The organism is Kineococcus lubricus, assembly GCF_050871965.1.
GTDB lineage: Bacteria > Actinomycetota > Actinomycetes > Actinomycetales > Kineococcaceae > Kineococcus.
This window is the reverse complement of the sequence record NZ_JBJLSK010000004.1, coordinates 1-23,205: the sequence shown is the minus strand read 5'-3', so window position 1 is coordinate 23,205 and position 23,205 is coordinate 1. Positions and strand designations below refer to the sequence as shown.

At 74.6% G+C, this 23,205-nt stretch carries 20 protein-coding genes; 3 read left to right on the top strand and 17 right to left on the bottom strand.

The window, feature by feature from the left end; all coding sequences use genetic code 11:
• Window position 1: 1 nt before the first annotated feature.
• From ACRYRX_RS03880 to ACRYRX_RS03835, 10 genes are all read right to left on the bottom strand, one after another.
• Entirely contained in the window at window positions 2–679 is a 678-nt protein-coding gene (locus ACRYRX_RS03880) for a response regulator (RefSeq protein WP_432510494.1), read from the bottom strand.
• Window positions 676–3,228 (bottom strand): DUF4118 domain-containing protein, encoded by a 2,553-nt coding sequence (locus tag ACRYRX_RS03875; RefSeq protein WP_432510493.1) that lies wholly within the window; start codon window positions 3,226–3,228, stop codon window positions 676–678. The genes ACRYRX_RS03880 and ACRYRX_RS03875 overlap by 4 nt, the downstream gene beginning before the upstream one ends.
• A 21-nt stretch (window positions 3,229–3,249) precedes the next feature.
• Window positions 3,250–3,840 carry a potassium-transporting ATPase subunit KdpC gene (kdpC, locus tag ACRYRX_RS03870; RefSeq protein ID WP_432510492.1) on the bottom strand — a complete coding sequence of 197 codons (591 nt, stop codon included), beginning with the start codon at window positions 3,838–3,840 and terminating at the stop codon, window positions 3,250–3,252.
• A gap of 2 nt (window positions 3,841–3,842) precedes the next feature.
• Window positions 3,843–5,939, bottom strand: a complete 2,097-nt coding sequence (gene kdpB / locus ACRYRX_RS03865) for a potassium-transporting ATPase subunit KdpB (RefSeq protein ID WP_432510491.1) — start codon at window positions 5,937–5,939, stop codon at window positions 3,843–3,845.
• Entirely contained in the window at window positions 5,936–7,615 is a 1,680-nt protein-coding gene (gene kdpA, locus ACRYRX_RS03860) for a potassium-transporting ATPase subunit KdpA (RefSeq protein ID WP_432510490.1), read from the bottom strand. The genes kdpB and kdpA overlap by 4 nt, the downstream gene beginning before the upstream one ends.
• Window positions 7,615–7,704 (bottom strand): K(+)-transporting ATPase subunit F, encoded by a 90-nt coding sequence (gene kdpF, locus ACRYRX_RS03855; protein WP_432510489.1) that lies wholly within the window; start codon window positions 7,702–7,704, stop codon window positions 7,615–7,617. Before kdpF ends, kdpA begins: the two co-directional genes overlap by 1 nt.
• On the bottom strand, window positions 7,701–7,829 hold the full coding sequence (locus ACRYRX_RS03850) for a hypothetical protein (protein ID WP_432510488.1): 129 nt from the start codon (window positions 7,827–7,829) through the stop codon (window positions 7,701–7,703). The genes kdpF and ACRYRX_RS03850 overlap by 4 nt, the downstream gene beginning before the upstream one ends.
• 219 nt (window positions 7,830–8,048) lie before the next feature.
• Window positions 8,049–8,906, bottom strand: coding sequence for an alpha/beta hydrolase (locus ACRYRX_RS03845; RefSeq protein WP_432510487.1), 858 nt, complete (start codon window positions 8,904–8,906; stop codon window positions 8,049–8,051).
• Window positions 8,907–9,075: 169 nt separating this feature from the next.
• Window positions 9,076–9,456, bottom strand: a complete 381-nt coding sequence (locus ACRYRX_RS03840) for a transposase (RefSeq protein WP_432510486.1) — start codon at window positions 9,454–9,456, stop codon at window positions 9,076–9,078.
• Between the two features lie 18 nt (window positions 9,457–9,474).
• Entirely contained in the window at window positions 9,475–10,326 is an 852-nt protein-coding gene (locus ACRYRX_RS03835; protein WP_432510662.1) for an oxidoreductase, read from the bottom strand.
• 240 nt (window positions 10,327–10,566) lie between these two features.
• On the opposite strand from ACRYRX_RS03835, the gene ACRYRX_RS03830 reads away from it, so the two are divergent.
• Window positions 10,567–11,070 (top strand): winged helix-turn-helix transcriptional regulator, encoded by a 504-nt coding sequence (locus ACRYRX_RS03830; protein WP_432510485.1) that lies wholly within the window; start codon window positions 10,567–10,569, stop codon window positions 11,068–11,070.
• A 134-nt stretch (window positions 11,071–11,204) separates the two neighbouring features.
• On the opposite strand, the gene ACRYRX_RS03825 is transcribed toward ACRYRX_RS03830, so the two are convergent.
• From ACRYRX_RS03825 to ACRYRX_RS03815, 3 genes are all read right to left on the bottom strand, one after another.
• Complete coding sequence (locus ACRYRX_RS03825; protein WP_432510484.1) at window positions 11,205–12,206, bottom strand: LacI family DNA-binding transcriptional regulator; 1,002 nt, start codon at window positions 12,204–12,206, stop codon at window positions 11,205–11,207.
• 113 nt (window positions 12,207–12,319) lie between these two features.
• On the bottom strand, window positions 12,320–13,930 hold the full coding sequence (locus ACRYRX_RS03820) for an alpha-L-fucosidase (protein WP_432510483.1): 1,611 nt from the start codon (window positions 13,928–13,930) through the stop codon (window positions 12,320–12,322).
• Between the two features lie 345 nt (window positions 13,931–14,275).
• Complete coding sequence (locus tag ACRYRX_RS03815) at window positions 14,276–14,743, bottom strand: hypothetical protein (RefSeq protein ID WP_432510482.1); 468 nt, start codon at window positions 14,741–14,743, stop codon at window positions 14,276–14,278.
• 88 nt (window positions 14,744–14,831) lie between these two features.
• Between ACRYRX_RS03815 and ACRYRX_RS03810 the strand changes: the two genes are divergently transcribed.
• Window positions 14,832–17,858, top strand: a complete 3,027-nt coding sequence (locus tag ACRYRX_RS03810) for a DEAD/DEAH box helicase (protein WP_432510481.1) — start codon at window positions 14,832–14,834, stop codon at window positions 17,856–17,858.
• Window positions 17,858–18,655: an SWIM zinc finger family protein gene (locus tag ACRYRX_RS03805; RefSeq protein WP_432510480.1), complete on the top strand. Its 798-nt coding sequence runs from the start codon at window positions 17,858–17,860 to the stop codon at window positions 18,653–18,655. The genes ACRYRX_RS03810 and ACRYRX_RS03805 overlap by 1 nt, the downstream gene beginning before the upstream one ends.
• On the opposite strand, the gene ACRYRX_RS03800 is transcribed toward ACRYRX_RS03805, so the two are convergent.
• From ACRYRX_RS03800 to ACRYRX_RS03785, 4 genes are all read right to left on the bottom strand, one after another.
• A complete protein-coding gene (locus ACRYRX_RS03800; RefSeq protein ID WP_432510479.1) occupies window positions 18,613–19,368 on the bottom strand; it encodes a glutamine amidotransferase in 756 nt (251 codons plus the stop codon). The genes ACRYRX_RS03805 and ACRYRX_RS03800 overlap by 43 nt on opposite strands.
• Entirely contained in the window at window positions 19,365–20,141 is a 777-nt protein-coding gene (locus ACRYRX_RS03795; RefSeq protein WP_432510478.1) for a GGDEF domain-containing protein, read from the bottom strand. Before ACRYRX_RS03795 ends, ACRYRX_RS03800 begins: the two co-directional genes overlap by 4 nt.
• A complete protein-coding gene (locus ACRYRX_RS03790) occupies window positions 20,129–21,298 on the bottom strand; it encodes an FIST signal transduction protein (protein ID WP_432510477.1) in 1,170 nt (389 codons plus the stop codon). Before ACRYRX_RS03790 ends, ACRYRX_RS03795 begins: the two co-directional genes overlap by 13 nt.
• Window positions 21,299–21,415: 117 nt before the next feature.
• On the bottom strand, window positions 21,416–23,122 hold the full coding sequence (locus tag ACRYRX_RS03785; RefSeq protein WP_432510476.1) for a glycerol-3-phosphate dehydrogenase/oxidase: 1,707 nt from the start codon (window positions 23,120–23,122) through the stop codon (window positions 21,416–21,418).
• Between the last annotated feature and the right edge of the window lie 83 nt (window positions 23,123–23,205).

Below are 23,205 nucleotides of genomic sequence, written 5' to 3'. Positions count from 1 at the left end.
ATCAGAGCTCGAACCGGTACCCCATCCCCGGTTCGGTGATGAGGTGCACCGGCGCGCCGGGGACCTTCTCCAGCTTGCGCCGCAGCTGCGCCACGTACACCCGCAGGTAGTTCGTCTCGCGGCCGTACCCGGGGCCCCACACCTCCTTCAGCAGCTGGGTCTGCCCGACGAGGCGGCCGGCGTTGGTGACCAGCACCTGCAGCAGGTTCCACTCCGTCGGGGTGAGCCGGACCGGTTCGCCGTCGCGGGTGACGGTGCGGCGGGCCAGGTCGATGTGCAGGCCGTCGACGTCGAGGACCTCCGGGGCGCTGTCGTGGGCGGCGCCGCGGCGGACCGCGGCCCGCAGCCGGGCCAGCAGGACGTCCATCGCGAAGGGTTTCGTCACGTAGTCGTCGGCGCCGGCGTCGAGGGCGTCGACGGCGTCGGCCGAGGCCGTGCGGGCCGTGAGCACGATGATGGGCACCGGGCTCCAGCCGCGGATGCCGGCGATGACCTCCAGCCCGTCGAGGTCGGGCAGGCCCAGGTCGAGGAGCACGACGTCGGGGTGGGCGGTGGCGGCGGCCTCCAGCGCCGCGGCGCCGTCGGCGGCCACGGTGACGTCCCACCCGCGGGCGCTGAGGTTGATCGACAGCGCCCGCCGCAGGCCGGGTTCGTCGTCGACGACGAGGACCCTGCTCACGCCGTCGCTCCCCCGGGGACCCCGGCCGGTTCGTGGGCGTGCCCGGCCAGCGGCAGGTCCAGCACCATCGTCAGCCCGCCGCCGGGGGTGTCCTCGGCGGTCAGCCGCCCCCCGACGGCCTCGGTGAGCCCGCGCGCGACGGCCAGCCCGAGGCCGAGCCCGGCACCGGAGCGGTCCCCGAGCCGCTGGAACGGGGTGAACGCCCGTTCCTTCGCGGTGCCCGGCAGCCCGGGCCCGTGGTCGACGACGAGGAGCCGGACGACCCGGCGGGCGTCCTCGGTGGACACGCTCGCGGCGACCTCGGCCCGCGCGCCGCCGTGCCGGACGGCGTTCTGCACCAGGTTGGCCACGACCCGTTGCAGCAGACCGGGGTCGGTCGAGACGGGCGGCAGGTCGGCGGGGACGGCGACGTCGACCGGGCCCACGTCGCGCACGGCGGCGTGCACGACCTCCTCGAGGTCCACGACGAGCAGGTGGGGTTCGACGACGCCGCTGCGGACGCGGGTGAGGTCCAGCAGGTCGTCGATGAGCCCCTGCAACCGGTCCGCGGAGTTCCCCACCTCGGCCAGCAGTTCGTCCCGCACCTCCTCGGGCAGGTCGATGTCCTCGGCCCGCAGGCTGTCCAGCGACGCCTTGAGGGTCGCCAGCGGGGTCCGCAGGTCGTGCGAGACGGCCGTCAGGAGCGCCCCGCGCACCGCGTCGCCCTCCTCCAGGCGGCGCGCCTGGGCGGCTTCGGCGCGCAGCCGCTGCCGTTGCCGGACGGCGGCGATCTGGGTGGCGAACGCCTCGACGACGCGCCGGTCCTCCGCCCCGAGCAGCCGGCCGCGCAGGACCAGGCAGGTGTGCTCGTCCACCACCACCTCGGCGTCCGCGTCGGTCGGGTCCAGGCACACCGGGTCGCCCGTGGCGGCCGCGACCGTCCACGACGAGCGGGGGCCGCCGCGTTCGAGCAGCGTCACCGAGTCGACGGCGAACGTCTCGCGGGTGTGCCGCAGCGCCTCCTCGAGGGGGTTCTTCGCCAGCAGCGCCGTGCGGGTGAGCACCGACAGCGCCTCGGACTCGGCGCGGCTGCGCTCGGCGTCGCGCAGGCGGCCCGCGGCCTTGTCGACGGCGCTGGACAGCGCGACCGCGACGAGCAGGAAGACGGCCAGCGCGACGGCGTTCGTCGGCTGGGCGACCGCCAGCTGGTGGTAGGGCGGGGAGAAGAACCAGTTCACGGCGAAGCCGCCCAGCAGCGCGGCGGCCAGCGCGGGCCACCGCCCGCCCACCAGCGCGGCCCCGACGACCACGACGAGGTAGCTCAGCAGGTCGGTGGCCAGGTCCTGCGTGGGCAGCGCCAGCAGCACCGCGGTGACCAGGGCCGAGCCGACCACGGCCAGCACCCAGCCCAGCGCCCGCCGGTTCGGGGACAGCGCCGCGCGGGCCCGGCCCGGCAGCCGGAACGGGCGGGCCTGCGCCTCGTGGGTGACGACGAGGACGTCGACGGGCCCGGCCCCGCGCACGACGGTGTCCCCCACGCTGGTGCGGAACAGCGAGGTGATCGGGCGGTGCCGGCTGGCGCCGACGACGATCTGGGAGGCGTTGACGCCGCGGGCGAACTCCAGCAGGGCGGCGGCGACCCCGCCGTGGACCGAGTCGCCGACGACCTGGTGGTACACCCCGCCCAGGCTCTCCACGAGGGCGCGCTGCTCGGCCAGCCGGGCCGGTGAGGTGCGGACCAGGCCGTCACCGCTGGCGACGTGGACGGCGTGCAGTTCCCCGCCGGCGCCGCGGCCGGCGAGGCGGGCGGCCCGGCGCACCAGCGTCGCCCCCTCGGGCCCGCCGGTGAGCGCGACGACGACGCGCTCGCGCGCCGGCCACGTCGTCTCGATCCCCTGCTGGGCCCGGTAGCGTTCCAGGCCCTCGTCGACGCGGTCGGCCAGCCACAGCAGCGCCAGTTCCCGCAGGGCGGTGAGGTTGCCGGTGCGGAAGTAGTTCGACAGCGCCGCGTCGACCCGGTCGGTGGCGTACACGTTGCCGTGGGACAGCCTGCGCTGCAACGCCTCCGGGGTCATGTCGACGAGCTGGACCTGGTCGGCGGCGCGCAGCACCGCGTCGGGCAGGGTTTCCCTCTGCTCGATGCCGGTGATGTGCTCGACGACGTCGTTCAGCGACTCGAGGTGCTGGATGTTCACGGTGGAGACGACGTCGATCCCGGCGTCGAGCAGGTCCTCGACGTCCTGCCAGCGCTTGGGGTGCTTCGAACCCGGGGCGTTGGTGTGCGCGAGCTCGTCGACGACCGCGACCTGCGGGTGGCGGGCCAGGACGGCCTCGACGTCGAGTTCGCCGACGGTCAGGCCGCGGTGCTCGACCTGCCGCCGGGGCAGGACCTCCAGGCCGTGCAGCAGGGCCTCGGTCCGTTCCCGCCGGTGGCACTCGACGAGGGCGACGACCACGTCGGTGCCGCGCCGGGCGCGCCGGTGCGCCTCGTCGAGCATCGCGTACGTCTTGCCCACGCCGGGGGCGGCGCCCAGGAACACCCGCAGCCGCCCCCTCCGCTTCTCCTCCACCCGGTCAGTCTCGCCCACCGCTCAGCCCGCGAGCGCCTGCAGCGCCACGTTCAGCTCCAGCACGTTGACGTGCTCGGCGCCCAGGAAGCCCAGGTCGCGGCCCTGCGCGTGCCCGGCGACGAGGTCGGCGACCTCCTGCTCGGGCAGCCCGCGGGCCGCGGCCACCCGCGCCACCTGCTGCCGCGCGTACTGCGGGGAGATGTCGGGGTCCAGCCCTGAACCGGAGGCGGTGAGGGCGTCCGGCGCCACGTCCGCGGGGGCGGTGCCGTCGGCGGCGGCCGCGGCCGCCCGGCGCTCCTCGACGGCGGCGAGCAGGCCGGCGTCCTCGGGGCCGAGGTTGGAGGCGCCGCTGGCGGTGGGGTCGTAGCCGTCGCCGGCGGCCGAGGGGCGGGGTTGGAACCACTGCGGGCCGGTGAACGGCTGGCCGATGAGCCGGGAGCCCACCGGGGTGCCGTCCACGCGGACGACCTGGCCGTCGGCGCGCTCGGGCACGACCCGGCCCACGGCGTACACCGCCGCCGGGTAGACCAGCCCCAGGCCGGCGGTGGCCAGGAGCAGGAGCAGCAGCCCGGTGCGGAACTGCCGGAACAGGGTGGAGGTGGTGGTGGACATGGTCAGCCGAGCCCCGGGATCTGGGAGACGATGAGGTCGATGAGCTTGATGCCGAGGAACGGCACGACGACGCCGCCGGCGCCGTAGACGAGCAGGTTGCGCCGCAGCAGGGACGCGGCGCTGGAGGGCCGGTACCGCACCCCGCGCAGGGCCAGCGGGATCAGCGCGACGATGATCAGCGCGTTGAACACGACGGCCGAGACGATCGCGCTCTCGGGGGTGGCCAGCCGCATGACGTTCAGCACGCCCAGCTGCGGGAACGTCGTGACGAACATCGCGGGGATGATCGCGAAGTACTTGGCGACGTCGTTGGCGATGGAGAACGTCGTCAGCGCACCGCGGGTGATGAGCAGCTGCTTGCCGATCTCGACGATCTCGATGAGCTTGGTCGGGTCGGAGTCCAGGTCGACCATGTTCCCGGCCTCCTTGGCCGCGGTCGTCCCGGTGTTCATCGCCACCCCGACGTCGGCCTGGGCCAGCGCGGGGGCGTCGTTGGTGCCGTCGCCCATCATCGCCACCAGGCGGCCGCCGGACTGCTCGCGGCGGATGAGTTCGAGCTTGTCCTCCGGGGTGGCCTCGGCCAGGACGTCGTCGACGCCGGCCTCGACCGCGATGGCCTGCGCGGTGCGCTCGTTGTCGCCGGTGACCATGACGGTGCGGATGCCCATGGCGCGCAACTGCTCGAACCGTTCGCGCATGCCCTCCTTCACGACGTCCTTGAGGTGGATGACGCCCAGGACGCGGGCGGTGCCGCGCGCGTCCTCGGCCACGACGAGCGGGGTGCCGCCCGCGGTGGAGATGTCCTCGACGACCTGGCCGACCTCGGCGGGAACTTCACCCCCGAGGGTGCGGACCCAGTGCGTCGCGGCCGCCGCGGCCCCCTTCCTGATCCGGCACCCGTCGAGGTCCACCCCGGACATGCGGGTCTGCGCGGTGAACGGCACGAAGGTCGCGCCGGGCAGTTCGCCCTCGGCGCGGGCCCGCAGCCCGTGCTGCTCCTCCACGAGGACGACCACGGACCGGCCCTCGGGGGTGGCGTCGGCCAGGCTGGACAACTGCGCCGCGTCGGCCAGTTCGGACAGCGTCACCCCGGGGGCGGCGACGAGTTCGTGGGCCTGCCGGTTCCCGAGGGTGATGGTCCCGGTCTTGTCCAGCAGCAGGGTCCCCACGTCACCGGCGGCCTCGACGGCCCGGCCGGACATCGCCAGGACGTTGCGCTGCACCAGCCGGTCCATCCCGGCGATGCCGATGGCCGACAGCAGCGCGCCGATCGTGGTCGGGATGAGGCAGACCAGCAGCGCCACGAGGACGACGGTGCTCTGCGGGTTCCCCGAGTACACCGCCATCGGCTGCAGCGTCACGACGGCGAGCAGGAACACCAGGGTGAGGGCGGCCAGCAGGATGTTCAGGGCGATCTCGTTGGGCGTGCGCTGGCGGGCGGACCCCTCGACCAGGGCGATCATCCGGTCCACGAAGCTCTCGCCGGGTCTGGCCGAGATCCGCACGACGATGCGGTCGGACAGGACCGTGGTGCCGCCGGTCACGGCGCTGCGGTCCCCGCCGGACTCGCGGATCACCGGGGCGGACTCCCCGGTGATGGCGGACTCGTCGACGCTGGCGACGCCGTCGACGACGTCACCGTCGCCGGGGACCGTCTCCCCCGCCTCGACGACCACGAGGTCGCCGACGCGCAGCGCGCTGGAGGGGATCCGGACCTCGTCGCGGCCGTTCTCCAGCCGGCGCGCGACCGTCTCGGTGCTGACCCTGCGCAGCGACGCGGCCTGCGCCCGGCCGCGGCCCTCGGCGACGGCCTCGGCGAGGTTGGCGAACAGGACGGTGATCCACAGCCAGGCGGCGATGACCCAGGCGAACACCGACGGTTCCAGGGCCGCCAGGACGGTGGTGAGGACGGCCCCGGCGGCCACGATGAACATGACCGGGGTGCGGACCAGGTGCCGCGGGTCGAGCTTGCGGAACGCGTCGGGCAGGTTCTGCACGAGCTGGCGGGGGCTGAAGGCCCCGCTGGCGACGCGGTGCGGGGCGCCCGGCGCCTCGGTGCTGCTGCGCGTCGGCGCGGGGGTGTGCGTGTCGGTGCTCATGCGGTGGCTCCGGTGAGGGCTTCGGCGATCGGGCCGAGGGCCAGGGCGGGGAAGAACGTCAGCGCCGTGACGACCACGACGACGGCGGTGTGCATCCCGGCGAACGTCGGGGTGCGGGTGGGCAGGGTCCCGGCGGTCGCGGCGGCGGGTCGCTGCGCGGCGAACGCACCGGCCAGGGCGATGACCAGGAGCATCGGCAGGAAACGGCCCACGTGGATGGCCAGCCCGAGCGCGGTGTTGTAAAAGAGGGAGTTCGCCGACAGGCCGGCGAACGCCGAACCGTTGTTGTTCGCCGCCGAGGCGAAGGCGTAGAGCATCTCGGTCAGCCCGTGCGGGCCGCTGTTCAGCAGCGCCGAGCGGGTGTCCTCGCTGGACAGGGCGACGGCCGCGCCGACGAGCAGCGCGGACGGGGTGGCCAGGACGTAGAGCGCGGCCAGGGTGATCTCGCGCTGGCGGATGCCCTTGCCGAGGTACTCCGGCGTGCGCCCGACCATGAGCCCGCCGATGAACACGGTGAGGACGGCCAGGACGAGCATCCCGTACAGGCCCGAACCGACGCCGCCGGGCGTGGTCTCGCCCATCATCATGTTCAGCATGACCATGCCCCCGCCCGCGGCGGTGTAGCTGTCGTGGAACGAGTTCACCGCCCCGGTCGACGTCCCGGTGGTGGCCGTGGCGAACAGCGCCGACGCCCACTCCCCGAAGCGGGTCTCCTTGCCCTCCAGCGCGGCGCCGGCGGCCTGCGGGACGGTGCCCAGCGCGTGCGTCTCGGCCCAGGTCGTCACGGTGAGCGAGACACCGAAGACGAACCCCATGACCGACAGGATCGCCAGCCCCTGGCGGTGGTCACCGACCAGCGTGCCGAACGTGCGGGGCAGGCTGAACGGGATCACCAGGATCAGGAAGATCTCCAGCAGGTTCGACAGCGCGGTGGGGTTCTCGAACGGGTGCGCGGAGTTCGCGTTGAAGAACCCGCCGCCGTTGGTCCCCAGCAGCTTGACGGCCTCCTGGGAGGCGATCGGTCCGCCGACGATCGACTGCGACCCGCCGGACAGCGTGGTGTACTCCGTGGCGCCGGTGAAGTTCTGCACGACCCCGGTCAGCAGCAGCAGGACCGCGCCCACCACCGAGATCGGCAGCAGGACCCGCAGCGTGCCGCGGGTCAGGTCGACCCAGAAGTTCCCGATCGTGCCGGTCCCGCGGGCCACCAGCCCGCGCACCAGGGCGACGGCGACCGCGAGACCGACCGCGGCGGACAGGAAGTTCTGCACCGTCAGCCCGGCCATCTGGACCAGGTGCCCGACGGCGGACTCGCCCGAGTAGGACTGCCAGTTGGTGTTCCCGACGAAGGAGACCGCGGTGTTCCACGCCTGCGACGGCTCCATCCCCGGCATCCCCAGCGAGAGCGGCAGGGACGACTGCAGGCGCAGGAACGCGTACAGGAACAGGATCGAGACGGTCGAGAACCCGATGACGGCCAGGGCGTACACCGGCCAGCGGGTGTCCGCGTCGCCGTCGACGCGCAGCAGGCGGTAGATGCCGCGCTCGACCCGCAGGTGCCGGACGCCGGTGAACGAGCGGGCGACGAAGTCGCCCAGGGGGACGTGCACGGCGGCGAGCAGGACGACGAGCAGGCCGATCTGCATCAGGCCCGCGGCGGTGTCGGACAGGGTCATCAGAACCTCTCCGGCCGGAGCAGGGCGTACAGCAGGTAAGCGGCGGCCAGGACGGCGAGCGCGAGGCCCACCGCCGCCTCCGGGCTCACCGGCGCTCCAGCGCGCGCACCAGCGCGGTGGCGGCGGCGGCGAGGGCCAGGGTCAGGGCGACGAACCCGACGTCCAACACGGGGAACTCCCAGGAGAGGTGGTGAGGGTGGTGGTGCGCCCCCACCCCAGCACCGCGGCGGCCCGCCACCGCCGGTCCTGACGCGCCCTTGACGCGACCGGGGACCGTCGTTGACGGGTCCTTGACGCCCCTCAACGGCTCCCGACGTCCGCGCACGTCGACGTCGCCGTCCACGGCGGGGCGGTGCGTGCCGTTCCGACACCTCTTGAACCGCACGAGGTGCCGAACGCCACGCACCGGCCCTCCTGCGGGAGGTGTTCCGCCTCAGGCGTCCAGGAGCAGGTCGGCGACGGCCGCCGGCCGGAAGAGGAACCCGACGTGGGAGGAGTCCAGGGTGTGCACGCGGAACGCGTTGCCCGGGGTGGCCTCGTCGGCCTCCCGGATCATCCGGTCCTGCAGGGCCGGGGGGATCGAGCGGTCGGCTCCCAGCCGGACGTAGGTGCGCGGCAGGCGCCCCCACGTGCCCGGGTCGATGCGGGCGTCGGCGGCCATGACGGCCAGGGACTCGTCGGGTTCCATCGTGGTGCGGAAGGCCGTGAACGCCTCCGGCGACACGTCGTGGGCGGTGGCCGCCCGCAGCGCGGCCAGCAGGTCCGGGTCGGCGTCCCGGTAGTTGGCTCGCACGGCGCCGATGACGGCGGGGTCGCCGACCGCCAGCGCACTCAGCCCCGGCAGCAGGCTGGTAGCGAACTCCGGTTCCGCCATCAGCTCCAGCGGGCTCGACCGGGAGACGCAGACCCAGGCGGAGACGTACACGAGGGCGGCGAACAGGTCGGGACGGCGGTTGGCGGCCACGGTGGCCGTCACCCCGCCCAGGCTCGCGCAGACGAGGACGACGGGTCCGTGCACGGCCAGGCGCTCGGCGGCGGACACGACGACGTCGACGTTGTCGTCGAGGGTCACCGAGGCCAGGGCGGAGGGGGCGCGGGCCAGGGTGGGCAGGTCCTGGGGCGCGTCGTAACCGTCGGGCAGGCGGGCGTCGAAACCGTGACCGGGCAGGTCGACGGCGTAGGGGCGCTGACCGCGCAGGGCCAGTTCGCGTTCCAGCGGCGCCCAGGAGTGCGAGCTGGAGCCGGAGCCGTGGACGAGGAGGAAGGTGCGGGTGGGGGCGGTGGTGGGCACGGTGGGGTCCTGTCGCTGGGAGGGGTGTTCCGCCCCGGGGGGCGGTTCCGGCGACGTCGCGCGCTCCGCGGACCCGGGCGGGTGCGCGGAGCGGGCCGCTGCGGGGCAGCGGCGGGCGCGTCGCTCAGCGCGGGCGCAGGCGCAGGTGCGTGGTGCTCACGCATCGACGCTAGCCCGTCCCGCTCCCAGGCGCAGCCGTGTTTCCCGGCTCTCCGGATCTGTGGGTGGGTAGCTCACCCAGAACCGCGTCGCCGTCGCCGCCACGGACGGGTCCCATCGGCGGTGAGCAGGATGCGAATGCGGTGGTTGCCGAAGTTGCGGAACCCGTGAGCCAGGCGGCGGGTCCCTCGATGATGATGTTGATCGCCTCGGTGCCGCCGTCGCTGGTTCCACCGGTGTCGAAGCAGGCCGGCACCTCCGCCCGCCACGACCGCAGCGTGCGCCCCGGGCGGGCGATCTCCGGGACCGGGCAGCGGTGGGAGGAGTCGAGCACCTGCTCCGCGGTAGCCCGGCCCGCGGCCGGGGTGGGTGCGTGGAACATCGACCGCACCTGCTGCCGTCGGACGGTTCAGCGCCCGATGGTGTCCAACTCGGCCAGGTCCTGCTCGGACAGGACGGTGGCTGCGCCGGAGACGTTCTCGCGCAGGTGCGTCACCGACTTCGTCCCCGGGATCAGCAGGACGTTCGGCGAACGCTGCAGCAGCCAGCTCAACGCCACCGCCATCGGCGTGGCCGACAGCCGCTGCGCCACCGCCGACAGCGCCTCGGACTGCAGCGGGGTGAACCCACCCAGGGGGAAGAACGGGACGTAGGCGATCCCGTCGCGGGCCAGGTCGTCGAGCAGGTCGTCGTCGTGGCGGACGGCGAGGTTGTACATGTTCTGCACGCACACGATCGGGGCGATGGCTCGGGCCTCGGCAACCTGTTCGGCGGTGACGTTGCTGACCCCCAGGTGAGCGATCAGGCCGTCCTGTTGCAGCTGGGCGAGGGTCTCGAGGGCTTCGGCGATCGAGCCGTCCTGGGGACCGTCAGCGTCACCCATGCGCATGTTCACCAGGTCCAGGGTGTCCACTCCCAGGGCCTGCAGGTTCTCCTGGACCTGCCGGCGCAGGTCCTCAGGTGCCCGAGCGGTGGGCCAACCGCCGTGAGCGTCGCGGTCGGCCCCGACCTTGGTGGCGATGAACAGCGACTGCGGGTAGGGGTGCAGGGCCTCGTGGATCAGCTCGTTGGTGACGCGGGGGCCGTAGGCGTCGGAGGTGTCGACGTGGGTGATGCCGGCCTGCACGGCGGCGCGCAGGACGGCCAGGGCGCCGTCGTGGTCGGCCGGGGGGCCCATGACCCAGGGTCCGGCCAGCTGCATCGCACCGTAGCCGAAGCGGGTGACCTCGCGGTCGCCCAAGGTCCAGGCGCCGCCGGGCAGGACATCCGGGGTCGAGCCGGTGCTCCCGCTGGTGGATCCGCTGGTGGATCCGTCGGCGTCGCTGGTGGAGGTGGTGTTCACGGGGGAGCCCTTCCGGTGTCGCCGTGCGTGTTCGTCTCGATGACCGCGGTCGCGGTACTGGCGCCGCGAGGCGGCATGGACGAGACTGACACCCCTGCTCTCCATCGGGAAGTAGGCACTTTCAGGTGCGTTGCGCACCACTGGGACCTGGAGGGCAGCATGGCCGGGACGACACCGTCTCCCCCGAGCACCCGGAGCACCCGGAGCACCCGGAGCACCCGGACGGCGAAGGCGACGACGGAGGAGACCGAGCGCGCCTCCGCGCAGCAGTACAACGCCTTCCTGGCGGTCTGCCCGAGCCGGCAACTGCTGGACCGGATCTCGGACAAGTGGGTCACCCTGGTCCTGTGCGCCCTGGCCGGTGAAGCTGCAGCCCAGCGTGACGACGACGCGCCCGCCGGGCCCCGGGTGCTGCGCTACTCCCAGCTGTCCCGGCTGCTGGTGGGGGTCAGCCAGAAGATGTTGACCCAGACGCTGCGGTCCCTGGAGGCCGACGGCCTGGTGACACGCAGCGCCGCCCCGACGGTGCCGGTGACGGTGACGTACGAGCTCACCGACCTCGGCGCATCGCTGCACCGAGTGGTGGGCCACCTCCGGGCGTGGGCACAGGACAACATGGACGCCGTCACCGCCCACCGCGCCGACCACGGTCAGGGAACCTGAGAACCCGACCAGGCCAGGCGACGCACTGCTGGGCGTCATCGTCCGATCGGGCGGCCCCAGGACGTCCTCACCACCCGCGGATCCGAAGAACCCGTTCCCCGCGCACCCTGCAGCGCCCCGCGACGGCGACGACCTCAGCGCCTCGCGGTGGTCACGGACGCGCCCCGCTCGAGACGACCGGGCAGGACCGACCGCGACGCCGGGTGCCCGGCACCGTCGTCCAGGAGGCGCCGGCCCACCATCCTCGCGGCCTCGACCGCGATCTCGTGCACGGGCTGCACGAGGACGGACAGGCGCGGGTGGAAGGCCCGGGCCAGGTCCGGCCCGTCGAACCCCACGAACGAGATGTCGTGCGGGATCGTCACCCCCGCCTCGTTGAGCGCGATGAGGGATCCGACGGTCAGCTCGTAGTTCGCGCAGTGGAGCGCGGTCGGCCGGGGACCCGCCAGCAGGGCGCGGGTGGCGGCGTGACCGAACTCGACGGTGAGGGGCCCGGTGCGCACCCGCTGCGGTGCCACGTCCAGACCCGCCCGGGCCATGGCCTGCTCGAAACCCCGCCGCCGCTCGCGCATCGTCCAGACGTCGTCCGGGCCGCCGACGAACCCGACGTCGCGGTGGCCGTGGTCGGTCAGGTGGCTGACGACCTGCTGCGACGCCCCGGGGTTGTCCAGGACGACGGCGTCCGTGTCCAGGCCCTCGAGCAGGCGGTCGACGACCACCAGGGGCAGGCCCCGCGCGCCGGCGGCCCGCAGCGCCGGACCGTCGTGCGCGGCGGGGACGGCGATGATGGCGTCCACCATCCGCCCCCTGAGGAAGTCGACCGCCTCGGAACCCCGCTGGTGGCCGCTCGAGCTCACCACGACCCCCATCCCGGCCTCGCGGAGTTCCCCCTCGACCCCGGCGATGATGCTGAGGTGGAAACCGTTGTTCAGCTCGGGCAGCAGCACCCCGACGGTCTTGGACCGCCGCGTCCGCAGGCTGCGCGCGACCTCGTTGACCTGGAACCCCAGGCTCCGGCGGGCGGCCTCGATGGCGGCGGCGTTGTCCGGGCGGACCGAACCGCCGTTGAAGTACTTGGAGATGGTCGCCAGGGACAGCCCGGTCTCGCGCTGGATGTCCTTGTACGTCGCGGCCACGGCCGAGCCTCCTCACCCGCCCCCGTGGGGCTGGTCCTCGCACGGGTGGATCGACGACCGGAGGCGACCGACGCGGCCGGACCGGAGGGGCGAGCGTACCGGCGGTGCACCGGTCAGCGGCAGCGCACGCGCAGGACCTGGACCTGCGACGCGCGGCCGGGTTCGTCCGGCGTGCGCGGCGCGGAGACCTCCAGCGCGTCGGGCGTCCGCTGCCACTGCGGCGCCTGCGCGGACCCCAGCCAGGACACCTCGACCACGTCGGCGGCGAAGGCGTCGTGCCCCAGCCGCGTCAGCCGGACCGTGCCGCCGGGCAGCAGGAGCGGGAAGGCGTAGACGGTGTCGCCGTCGCGGGTGTAGCGGATGTCCTGCGCGGTGAAGACCACCCGGCCCTCGTTGAACCCCTGGGCGTTCACCGGGTTCGCGGTCTCCAGGCTCGGCCCCTCGCCGGCGACCTGGAACGGGCGGGTGCCGAAGACGGCCTCCCCGTGGGCCTGCACCCACTCCCCCACCTCGGTGAGCACGTCCTGCTCGTCCTGGTCGATCGTGCCGTCCCCGCGCACCGGCACGCTCAGCAGCAGGTTCCCGTTCTTGGACACGACGTCCACGAGGGTCTGCACCACCGTGAGGGCCGACTTGTACCCGTGCCGTCCGGCCAGGGCCGCGTCGTAGTGCCAGTGGCCGATGCAGGTGTCGGTCTGCCACGGCAGTTCCTGCAGGTCCTCGGGGGCACCGCGTTCGACGTCCCAGGTCAGCCGCGTCTTCTGCTCGTCGGTCAGGACCTTGCCCAGCAGCACCGCCCGGTTCTCGCCGTGGCGCGCGACGCTGCTGTTGTAGAAGTGCGCCGCGATGCGCAGGCCGGCGTCGGACACCGGCCACAACGGCAGCGCGGTGTCGTCGAAGTAGAGCAGGTCGGGTTCGACCTGGTTCACCAGGTCGATGGTGCGGTCGTGGAACCGGCGGCAGAACTCCTCGTCGGGCCGGCTCGCGCCGTCCCCCCACGCCCACTGGCCGTGGGCGCGCTCGGGGTCGCCGGCGCCGTCGCTCAGCGGGTGGCGCTGGGCGTAGAGGTCCTGCGGGTCCAGCCCCTCCCACCACGTGCCCGTCCCCTGCTCGGCCCGCAGCGCGCCGTCGTAGGGGACGCCGGCGAGGGGTCCGTCGGTGTCCGAACCCCGGGAGGTCTCGTACCAGGTCCACGCGTGCGCGGCGTGGACCGTCACCCCGAACGGCAGCCCGGCCGCGCGGGCCGCCCCGGCCCACCCGGCGACGACGTCGCGGCGCGGTCCCAGGCGGGTGGAGTTCCACGCGTGGTGGCGGCTGTCCCACAGGTCGAAGTTGTCGTGGTGGTTGGCCATCGCGACGACGTACCGGGCGCCGGCCGCGGCGAACCGCGCCACGACGTCGGCGGGGTCCCAGTTCTCCGCGCGCCAGCCCTGGATGACGTCCTTGAAACCGACCTCGCTGGGGTGCCCGTACTCCTGCAGGTGCACCCGGTACGCCTCGTCGCCCTGGACGTACATCCTCCTCGCGTACCAGTCGCCGGCCTCGGGGGCGCACTGGGGACCCCAGTGCGCCCAGATGCCGAACTTCGCGTCGCGGAACCAGTCGGGGGCCCGGTACCCGGTCAGCCCCTCCCACGTCGGCGCGAAGGGCCCGTCGGCGACGGCTTCGGCGGCCCCGGTGACCCGGTGGTCGGGCACGAGGTCGATGGGTGCTCGGACGTCCACGGCGAACCAATCTGTCGGAGGCGACGACGCTATGCGAAACGATTCGCGCTCACAAGGGGACAGGCCCGGGCCTCGATCCGCCCGTCCGGTCGCCTTCGGACGTGGCCCCTCCCCGAGGGGCTCCCCACGACGCGGCGAACCGCTTCGCGAAGACTCCGTCCCGTCGGTGCGGCCACTCCCGGTCGAGGTCCGGCGGCGACGACCCCCGGACGCTCCCGGGCCCCCGCCGGGACCACCGCCGCGGCCGACCTCGCGGGCCGCTCCCCCGCCTGCCCCACGTCGTCGTCGGCGCTGGTGCTCGCACTGCCCGGCGAGCCCGGGCGGGAGCCCCGACCGCGCTCGGCGTCAGCCCTGCCCCGCTGCGGCGATGAGCCACGGGTCCGCGTCGGAGTCGCGCACCAGCACGTACCCCCACCCCGGTTCCCCGCCCGACGTCCCCGCGCCGCCGTCGTCGGCGGTGTACGTGGCCTGCACGTTCACCGCCTGCGCGTACGCCTTCAGCTCCTCCGGGCTCCAGGTGGTGTCGTACGCGGTGGTGGTGTCGGAGACCTCGACGTCGTCCAGGTCCGGGGCCCCGCCGTCCGGCCAGGCGTCGCTCGCGGCGAAGCCGGGGGTGGACAGGACCGCGGCGGTGGCCCGGTCGTCGTCCTGCACCGCGTCCAGGTAGTCGCGCACGACCTCGGCGGCCGGTTGCGAGGCGACGTGGCGGCCGACCACGTCGGGGTCCGGGGTGGTCGAGGGCGACCCGCAGCCGGCGAGGACCGCGGCGGCGACCGCGGCGGTGCTGACGAGGACGACGCGACGGAGTTCCACCCGTCCCTGTGTACCGCTGCGACGGGAGTCGCGGGCCTCCCCCGCCGGGACGGCCGGTCGTGTCGGGCCACCGTCATAGGCTGCCCCGGTGCTCCTCGTCCACGGCCTCTGGACCCGGCAGCACTCCCTCGCCCTGTGGGTCGAGGCCCCCCGCCGCCGCCCCGGACCGGCCCGCGCCGACGACCTCGCCGCCCTCGCCCCCGCCGCCGACGCGGTGGCCCGGGCGCTGGTGCGGCCGACGACGACGCTGACGGTGCTGCTGCCCTGCACCCCGGCCGGGCGGCCCGCCGCCTCGACGGGCCGGGCGCGCGCCGACCTGCGGCTGCTGCCGGTCGACCTGGAGGTCGTCGAGCTCAGCGGCGCGCGGGCGCTGGAGGTCCTCACCGAGGTCGCGGGCGGCGACCTGCCCGTCTCGGACGGGTTGCGCTGGCTGGCCCACGTCGCGGCCGGCGCGCGCCGGGCCGTGGACGCCGGGCACGTCGTGCCCGACCTCGCGCTGCGCGACGGCGCGTGGGTCGCCGGGTGGGGCCCGCTGCCGGACCGGGCGTTCGGCCGGTGGCGCGCGGCGCTCGCGCAGGCCTGCCCGCCGGTGCTGCGCGCCGAGCGGTCGCCGGGCGGACCGGTGCGGGCGGAGGACCTGCTCGACGGCGTGTGCGGGGTCGTCGTCGACGTCCTGGTCGCCGACCGCACCCGGGCCGTGGTGCCGCACGACCTGCCCGACGCCCCGGTCCCGCTGGCCTGGGTCACCGCCCTGCGCACCGGCCGGGCGCTGCCGGACGACCCGGTCCTGCGCTCCCTGGCCCGCCGGGTCCGGGAGTGGCACCGCAGCGGGGACGCCGACGGGTACGACGTGCTGCTGCGGGTCGTCGAGCCCGAACCGTGGGAGGACGTGCCCGGGGAGCTGGCCGACGGGCACCTGGGGACGGCGGCGCCGGACACCACGGGCGACCTGAACTGGCGGTTGCAGGTGCGGTTGCGGCCGCTGGACGACCCGAGCCTGGTCCTGACCCTGGCGCAGGCCCGTGCCGAGGACGGTGCGGGGACCGAGGACCCGCTGCTGGTCCTGCTCGGCGGCATCGCGCGCGCCGGGGCCGCGCACCCGCCGCTGCGGCGCGTGCTGGGCGGGCGGACCGACGCGGCCGCCGAGCACGGCGTGGAGCTGTCCCTGGAGGAGCTGCTGGACCTCGTCGAGCACGGCGGGCCGCGGCTGGCCGCGGCCGGGGTCGCGGTGCAGCTGCCGCGGCACTGGACGCGGAAGGCGCTGTCGTTCTCGCTGACCGCGGCGGCGGTGCAGCCCGGGGCGATCACCGACCCGCGGGTCCGCACGGCCGACCTGCTGGACTTCCGCTGGCAGGCGGCGCTGGGCGACTCCCCCGTCACCGAGGCCGAGCTGCTGGCGCTGGCCGCGGCGAAGTCGTCGCTGGTGCGGTTCCGCGGCGAGTGGGTGCAGGTCGACCAGGAGGCGCTGCGGCGCAGCGCGACGTTCCTGCGGCGGCGCGGGAACGGGCGGGCCTCGATCGTCGACGTGCTGGCGGCGGTGGGCTCGGGCCGGGACCTGCCGGGGCCGGTGACGTCGATCGAGGCGCGCGGGGTGCTGGGCGACGTCCTGTCCGGGCGGGCCGCCGAGCGGCTGCCCGAGCTGCCCGACCCGCCGGGGTTGCGGGCGGTGTTGCGGCCCTACCAGCGGCGCGGGGTGACGTGGCTGGCGACGATGTCGCAGCTGGGGCTGGGGGCCGTGCTGGCCGACGACATGGGGCTGGGCAAGACGCTGCAGCTGCTCGCGCTGCTGGCCCACGAGCGTCCCGACGACCCGGGCCCGACGCTGCTGGTGTGCCCGATGTCGGTCGTGGGGAACTGGGCCGCCGAGGCCGCCCGGTTCGTGCCGGACCTGCGGGTGCACGTCCACCACGGGCCGGGCCGGCCGCGGGGCGCGGACCTGGCCGCCCGGGCCGGCGAGGCCGACCTCGTCCTGACGACGTACGGGTTGCTGGTGCGCGACGTCACCGACCTAGCGGCCGTGGCGTGGCACCGGGTCGCGCTCGACGAGGCGCAGTACGTGAAGAACGCGAACACCCGCCAGGCGCGCGCGGTGCGGGCGCTGCCCGCGCGGCACCGGGTGGCGCTGACGGGGACGCCGGTGGAGAACCGGCTGGAGGACCTGCGCGCGGTGCTGGACGCGACGAACCCCGGGCTGCTGGGCAGCGCCGCGAGTTTCCGCGACACCTTCGCCGTGCCGATCGAGAAGCTCGGGCACGAGGAGCCGGCCCGGCGGCTGGCGGTCGTCACCCGGCCGTTCGTGCTGCGCCGGGTCAAGACCGATCCCGCGGTCGCGGGCGACCTGCCCGAGAAGATCGAGATGACGGTGCGGGCCAACCTCACCCCCGAGCAGGCGGCGCTGTACCGCCGGGTCGTCGACGACCTCACCGAACGGTTGCAGGACAAAGGTTCGGACGAGGACGGGATGTCCCGGCGGGGGATGATCCTGGCGGCGCTGACCCGGCTGAAGCAGATCTGCAACCACCCGGCGCACTACCTCGGCGACCGTTCGGGGGTCCTGCACCGCGGCCGGCACCGGTCGGGGAAGCTGCAGCTGCTCGACGACGTCGTGACCTCGGCGCGGGCGGAGGGCGAGAAGGTGCTGTGCTTCACGCAGTTCGCCGAGTTCGGGCACCTGCTGGCCCCGCACCTGTCCGACCTCACCGGCGAACCCGTCCCGTTCCTGCACGGCGGGGTGACCCGGCGGGGCCGGGACGCGATGGTCGAGGAGTTCTCCGGCCCCGACGGTCCGGGGGTGATGCTGCTGTCGCTCAAGGCGGGCGGGACGGGGCTGAACCTCACGGCCGCCAACCACGTCGTGCACGTCGACCGCTGGTGGAACCCGGCCGTGGAGGACCAGGCCACCGACCGGGCGTTCCGCATCGGGCAGCACCGCCGGGTGCAGGTCCGCAAGCTCGTGAGCGTGGGCACCGTGGAGGAACGGGTGGACGCCGTGATCAGCCGCAAGCGGGACCTGGCCGACCAGGTCGTCGGCAGCGGCGAGGGCTGGATCACCGAGCTCGACGGTGACGCGCTGCGGGAACTGATCCGGCTCGGCGACGACGCGGTGGGTGAGTGATGGCGTTCGGGCAGTACGGGAAGCGCCGCCCCGGCGGGGGTGCGCGGCTGCGGTCCCAGCGGGGCCGGATCGCGCAGAACTGGTGGTCGCAGCGGTTCGTCGACGGGCTGGAGCGCACCGGGGACCGGGGCCGGTTGCAGCGGGGCCGGACGTACGCGCGCGCCGGGCAGGTCGTGGAGCTGCGCCCGCGGCCGGGGGCGGTCGGCGCGCGCGTCCAGGGGTCCCGGCCCCGGCCGTACCTGGTGGAGGTGACGGTCCGCCGCTGGTCCGGCGCGGAGGTCGAGGCCGTCGTGGCGACCGTGGTGGAGAACCCGCTGCTGCTGGCCCCGCTGTTCGCCGGGGACGTGCCGCCGGGGCTGGTGGACCTGCTGTCCGGGATCGGCGTCGGCCTGCTGCCCGACGACCGCGAGGTCACCTACGACTGCAGCTGCCCCGACGACGGGGAACCGTGCAAGCACGCCGCGGCCGTGGTGTACGCGCTGGCCGAACGGCTGGACGCCGAACCGGCGACGGTCCTCACGTTGCGCGGGGTGGAACTGGCGGACCTGCTGCGGCGCGTCACCACCGCCGCGTCGGGGCCGTCCGAACCGGTGGAGGACCTGACCGCGCACGTGGCGACGTTCCACCGCGCGGGCGGGGACCTGCCCGAGCTGGTGGTCCGCGACCGGGTCCCGGGCCGGACGGTCGCCGACGACCTCGACGACCTGGTGCTGGGGCCGGGAGGGGCGGGGATCGCCGACGTCCTGCGGCCGTACTACGTGGCGCTGCAGGCCGGCGCGACCCGGTCGCGGGCGTAGCGCTCGACGAAGCGCCGCCACACCCGCGGCGCGAACGGAGCCGACGACGCCCGCAGCCGGACGGCGAGGTCGTCGAACTCGTCGGGGTGGAAGTACCCCTCGTCGCGGTAGACCGAGCAGCGGGCGATGAAGTCCTCGGCGTCGAGCTCGGGGTGGAACTGCGTCGCGTACACGTTGCGCCCCACCCGGAACGCCTGCACGGGGCAGGGGCCGGAGGTCGCCAGCAGGACCGCTCCCGGCGGCACCGCGACCAGGGCCTCCTTGTGCCCGACGAACGCGTCGAACGTGCCCGGCAGGCCGCCGAGCACCGGGTCCGCGCGGCCGGCGCCGGTGAGCGTCACCGGGACGGTGCCGACGGGTTCGCCGTGGGTGCGGTCGACCGTGCCGCCCTGGTGGACGCCGAGCGTCCCGATGCCGTAGCAGGCCCCCAGGAACGGCACGTCGCGCTCCACGACCTCGTCGAACAGGGCGGACAGTTCCCGTTCCACGCGCTGCTGCGTGGGCGACTTCACGGCGTCGCTGGTGCAGTAGGGGCTGCCGCCCAGCACGATCCCCGACCACGCGTCGAGGTCGAGGTCGGGCATCGGTTCGCGGTCCAGGCGCAGGCGCTGCAGCTCACCGGGTCCCAGACCGCCGTGCCGCGCGAACGCCTCGAACTCCGAATCGGCCACCGCGTCGTCCTCGCGGGTGGCCAGCAGCAGGAACGGCCTCACCCGTGCACGGTACGCGCTGCGCGGTCACGCCCGGCGTCCAGGTCGACCGCCACCACCCGGTTCTTGCCCGCCGCCTTGGCGGCGTACATCGCGTCGTCGGCGGCCTGCACGAAGTCCGCGGCGGTCCGTTCCCCGGTGGTCCCCGACGCGACCCCGACGCTGGCGCTGACCCGGACCGTGCCGCAGGACAACCGGAAGGGGGCGGCGAGGGCGTCGGCGATGCGCTGCGCGGCGGCAGCCTCGCCGCCCTCCCCGGCGCGCACCACGAGGAACTCGTCCCCGCCCAGGCGCCCGACGACGTCGGTGGGCCGCGACCGGCTGCGGATGCGCCCGGCGGCGGCGGCGAGCAGCTCGTCGCCGGCGCCGTGCCCGTACCGGTCGTTGACGCCCTTGAAGCCGTCCAGGTCCAGGAACAGGACCGCGACGCGGCGCCGCACGGCGCGCTCGGCGACGACGTGCTCCAGCGTCTCCAGGATCCCGGCGCGGTTCGCGATCCCCGTGAGGGCGTCGACGAGGGCGCGCGAGCGCAGTTCCTCGTGCAGCTGCTGCATCTCCTCGGTGGAGATGCGCATGGCCCGTTCCAGCACGTAGCGGGAACGGTCGTGCTCGGTGTACGTCGAGGACACCACCGCCAGGAACCGCTGCCACTCCCGCGGACCCGGCGGGTGCGAGGAGTCGGCGCCGGCGCGGCGCAGCTGCCGGGACAGGACGCGGTGCAGGTCCTCCGCGCCGTCGTCCGCGCCGTCGTCCCCGGCCCCGTTCACCACGGCCACTCCGAGATCACCCCCACGGTCACGGTCTGGTTGTGCAGGTCGCAGGAACGGGCGGACGTCGGGGCCAGCTCGCCGTAGCCGTAGAACCCGGCGACGGCGGTCCCGGCGCCCAGCTCGGCGGTGACCGACTCCAGCTCGTCCTCGACGCGGGCCCCCAGCGCCAGCCGCCGGCCCAGGCAGCTGACGACGAGCGCCAGCGCCCCGTCGGCGCCGTGCGCCGGGCCCGCCCCGGCGGTCGCGGCGCGGGCGGCGTCCTGGGCCGCGTCGACCATCGCCTCGGAGTTCTGGTGCAGCAACTGCACGACGGACCCCTCGGGGACGTCCCCGGTCAGCCCGATCGCGCGGGTCTCCTCGTCGAAGGAGCGCACCGACCGCACCAGCGCCGAGCGCTGCTCGCCCCGGCGGCGCAGCAGCAGCGGGAACCGCAGACCGGAGCCGGGCAGGCCCTCGGCCTCCACGCCCAGGTAGCGGCGGTACAGGTCCAGCGCGGGCTGGCCGTCGATCTCGAACAGCTCCGCGCCGCTGGAGCGGGTGGCCGTGCGCGGCGGGCCGAGCTCGTCCCAGCCGCCACCGGTGCCGCAGGTCAGGGTGACGTGGTCGCCGCACAGGCCGACCGCGACCGCGACGCCCTGGTGCAGGGCGCCGTCCAGGACGGTCCACGGGGCGCGGATGGTGCCGCCGGGGCCGGGCATGAGCGCCGACATGCCGCCGAAGACGGTCGCGCCGGCGGCCCCGAGGGACACCCCCTCGGCGAAGGCGTTGCCCACCACGTCCATCCCGTCGCAGATGACCAGGACGGCGCGCAGGTCGGTGCCCGCGGCGGCGGCGTCGGCGTGCAGCCCCCCGGCCAGCGCCCGCCCCACCGCGTGCGAGCGCGCGGCGGTCTGCGGGGCCGAGCGCAGGAGCAGCCGGGTGCGCTCGAACGCGCACACCAGCAGCAGCAGGCCGTCGTCCAGGAGGGTCGCCCCGTCGGCGACGCCGGCGGTGGAGCAGCCGGTGACCAGCGAGGTCGGGTAGGCGGCGGAGACCTCGGCCAGCGGCACGAGGCTCAGGTCCGTCTCGGGGGCCAGCAGGACCAGGACCAGCGTGGCGGGGCCGTCCAGGTCCGGCAGCTCCCCGGCCCAGCCGTCGGCCGCCGTCCACCGCACCGATCCCACCCGCACCGCGCACCTCGTCCCCGGTCCGCCGCTCGGCCCGTCGTGGTGCCATCGACGTCCGGCCCCGCGCCCTTGACGGGGCGCGGGGCCGGACGGGTGAGCGGGTCGGGCCGCGGGTCAGACCGGGACGATCTCCGGGGCCTGCAGGCGCACCGCGTCGGCCGAGGCGTCGTCGGGCTGCTCCTGCGAGGCGCGCTCGGCCGCGACGCGCTCGAGGTAGGTGCGGACCTCGGTGGCCTTGCGGTCGTCGTCCCACCCGAGCGGGCCGGCGACCAGGTCGGCGACGAGCTCGGCCGAGGCGGTGCCGCGGTCGTACGTCTCGATGGAGATGCGGGTGCGGCGGGCCAGGACGTCGTCGAGGTGCCGGGCGCCCTCGTGGGTCGCGGCGTACACGACCTCGGCCTTGAGGTAGTCGTCGGCCTTGGGCAGGACCTCGCCCAGCGACGGGTCCTCGGCGATGAGCGCGAGGACCTCGTCGATCGCCGAGCCGTACCGGTTGAGCAGGTGCTCGACGTGGTCGACGTGGATGCCGGCCTTCGCGGCCAGGGCGTGCCGCTGGTTCCACAACGCGTGGTACCCCTCGGCCCCGACCATGGGGACGTTCTCGGTGGTGGAGGCCGGGACCTTGCCGTCCAGCCCCTCCACGGCCACGTCGACGGCGTCCTTGGCCATCACGCGGTACGTCGTGTACTTGCCGCCGGCGACGACGACCAGGCCCGGGACGGGGTGGCCCACGACGTGCTCGCGGGACAGCTTGGAGGTGGACTCCGACTCCCCCGACAGCAGCGGGCGCAGCCCGGCGTAGACGCCCTCGACGTCCTCGCGGGTCAGCGGGGACTTCAGGACGACGTTGGCGTGCTCGAGGACGTAGTCGATGTCGGCGCTCGTCGCGGCCGGGTGCGCCTTGTCCAGCGTCCACTCGGTGTCGGTGGTCCCGACGATCCAGTGCCGGCCCCACGGGATGATGAACAGCACCGACTTCTCGGTGCGCAGGATCATCCCCGTCGTGGACTGGATCCGGTCGCGCGGGACGACGAGGTGGATGCCCTTGGAGGCCCGGACCTTGAACTGCCCGCGCGCGTTGACCAGTTCCTGGGTCTCGTCGGTCCACACGCCGGTCGCGTTGATGACCTGCTTGGCCCTCACCCGGATGTCGGTGCCGGTCTCCAGGTCGACCAGGACCGCGCCGACGACCCGCTCGCCCTCGCGGACGAACTCCTTGACGCGGGTGCGGTTGGCGATGAGCGCACCGTAGGTGGCCGCGGTGCGGGCGATCGTCATGGTGTGGCGGGCGTCGTCGACCTGGCCGTCGTAGTACTGGATGGCGCCGACCATGGCGTCCTTGCGGATGCCCGGGGCCACCTTCTGCACGCCCTTGCGGGTGAGGTGGCGGTGCAGCGGGAAACCCTTGTTGTTGCCCGAGGAGAGCGCCATGCCGTCGTACAGGGCCACGCCCGAACCCACGTAGGGGCGCTCGGCGAACCGCTTGGACAGCGGGTACAGGAACGGCACCGGCTTGACCAGGTGCGGGGCGAGCTTGTTGCGCAGCAGCCCGCGCTCGGACAGCGCCTCGTGCACGAGGGCGAAGTCCAGCATCTCCAGGTAGCGCAGGCCGCCGTGGATGAGCTTGGACGAGCGGCTCGACGTGCCCGACGCCCAGTCCCGGGCCTCGACCAGCGCGGTGCGCAGCCCGCGGGTCACCGCGTCCAGCGCCGCGCCGGTCCCCACGACGCCGCCGCCGATGACGAGGACGTCGAGTTCACCTTCCGCCATCTCGCGCAGCGCGTCCGCTCGTGCCTGCGGTGACAGTGCCTTGATCTCCACGTCCTGCTCCTCAGCGTCTTCCGTGCCTGTGCCGTTCGGGGTGTTGCTCCATGGTGGGCGCCGGACGCGCGTCCCGCGCGTCC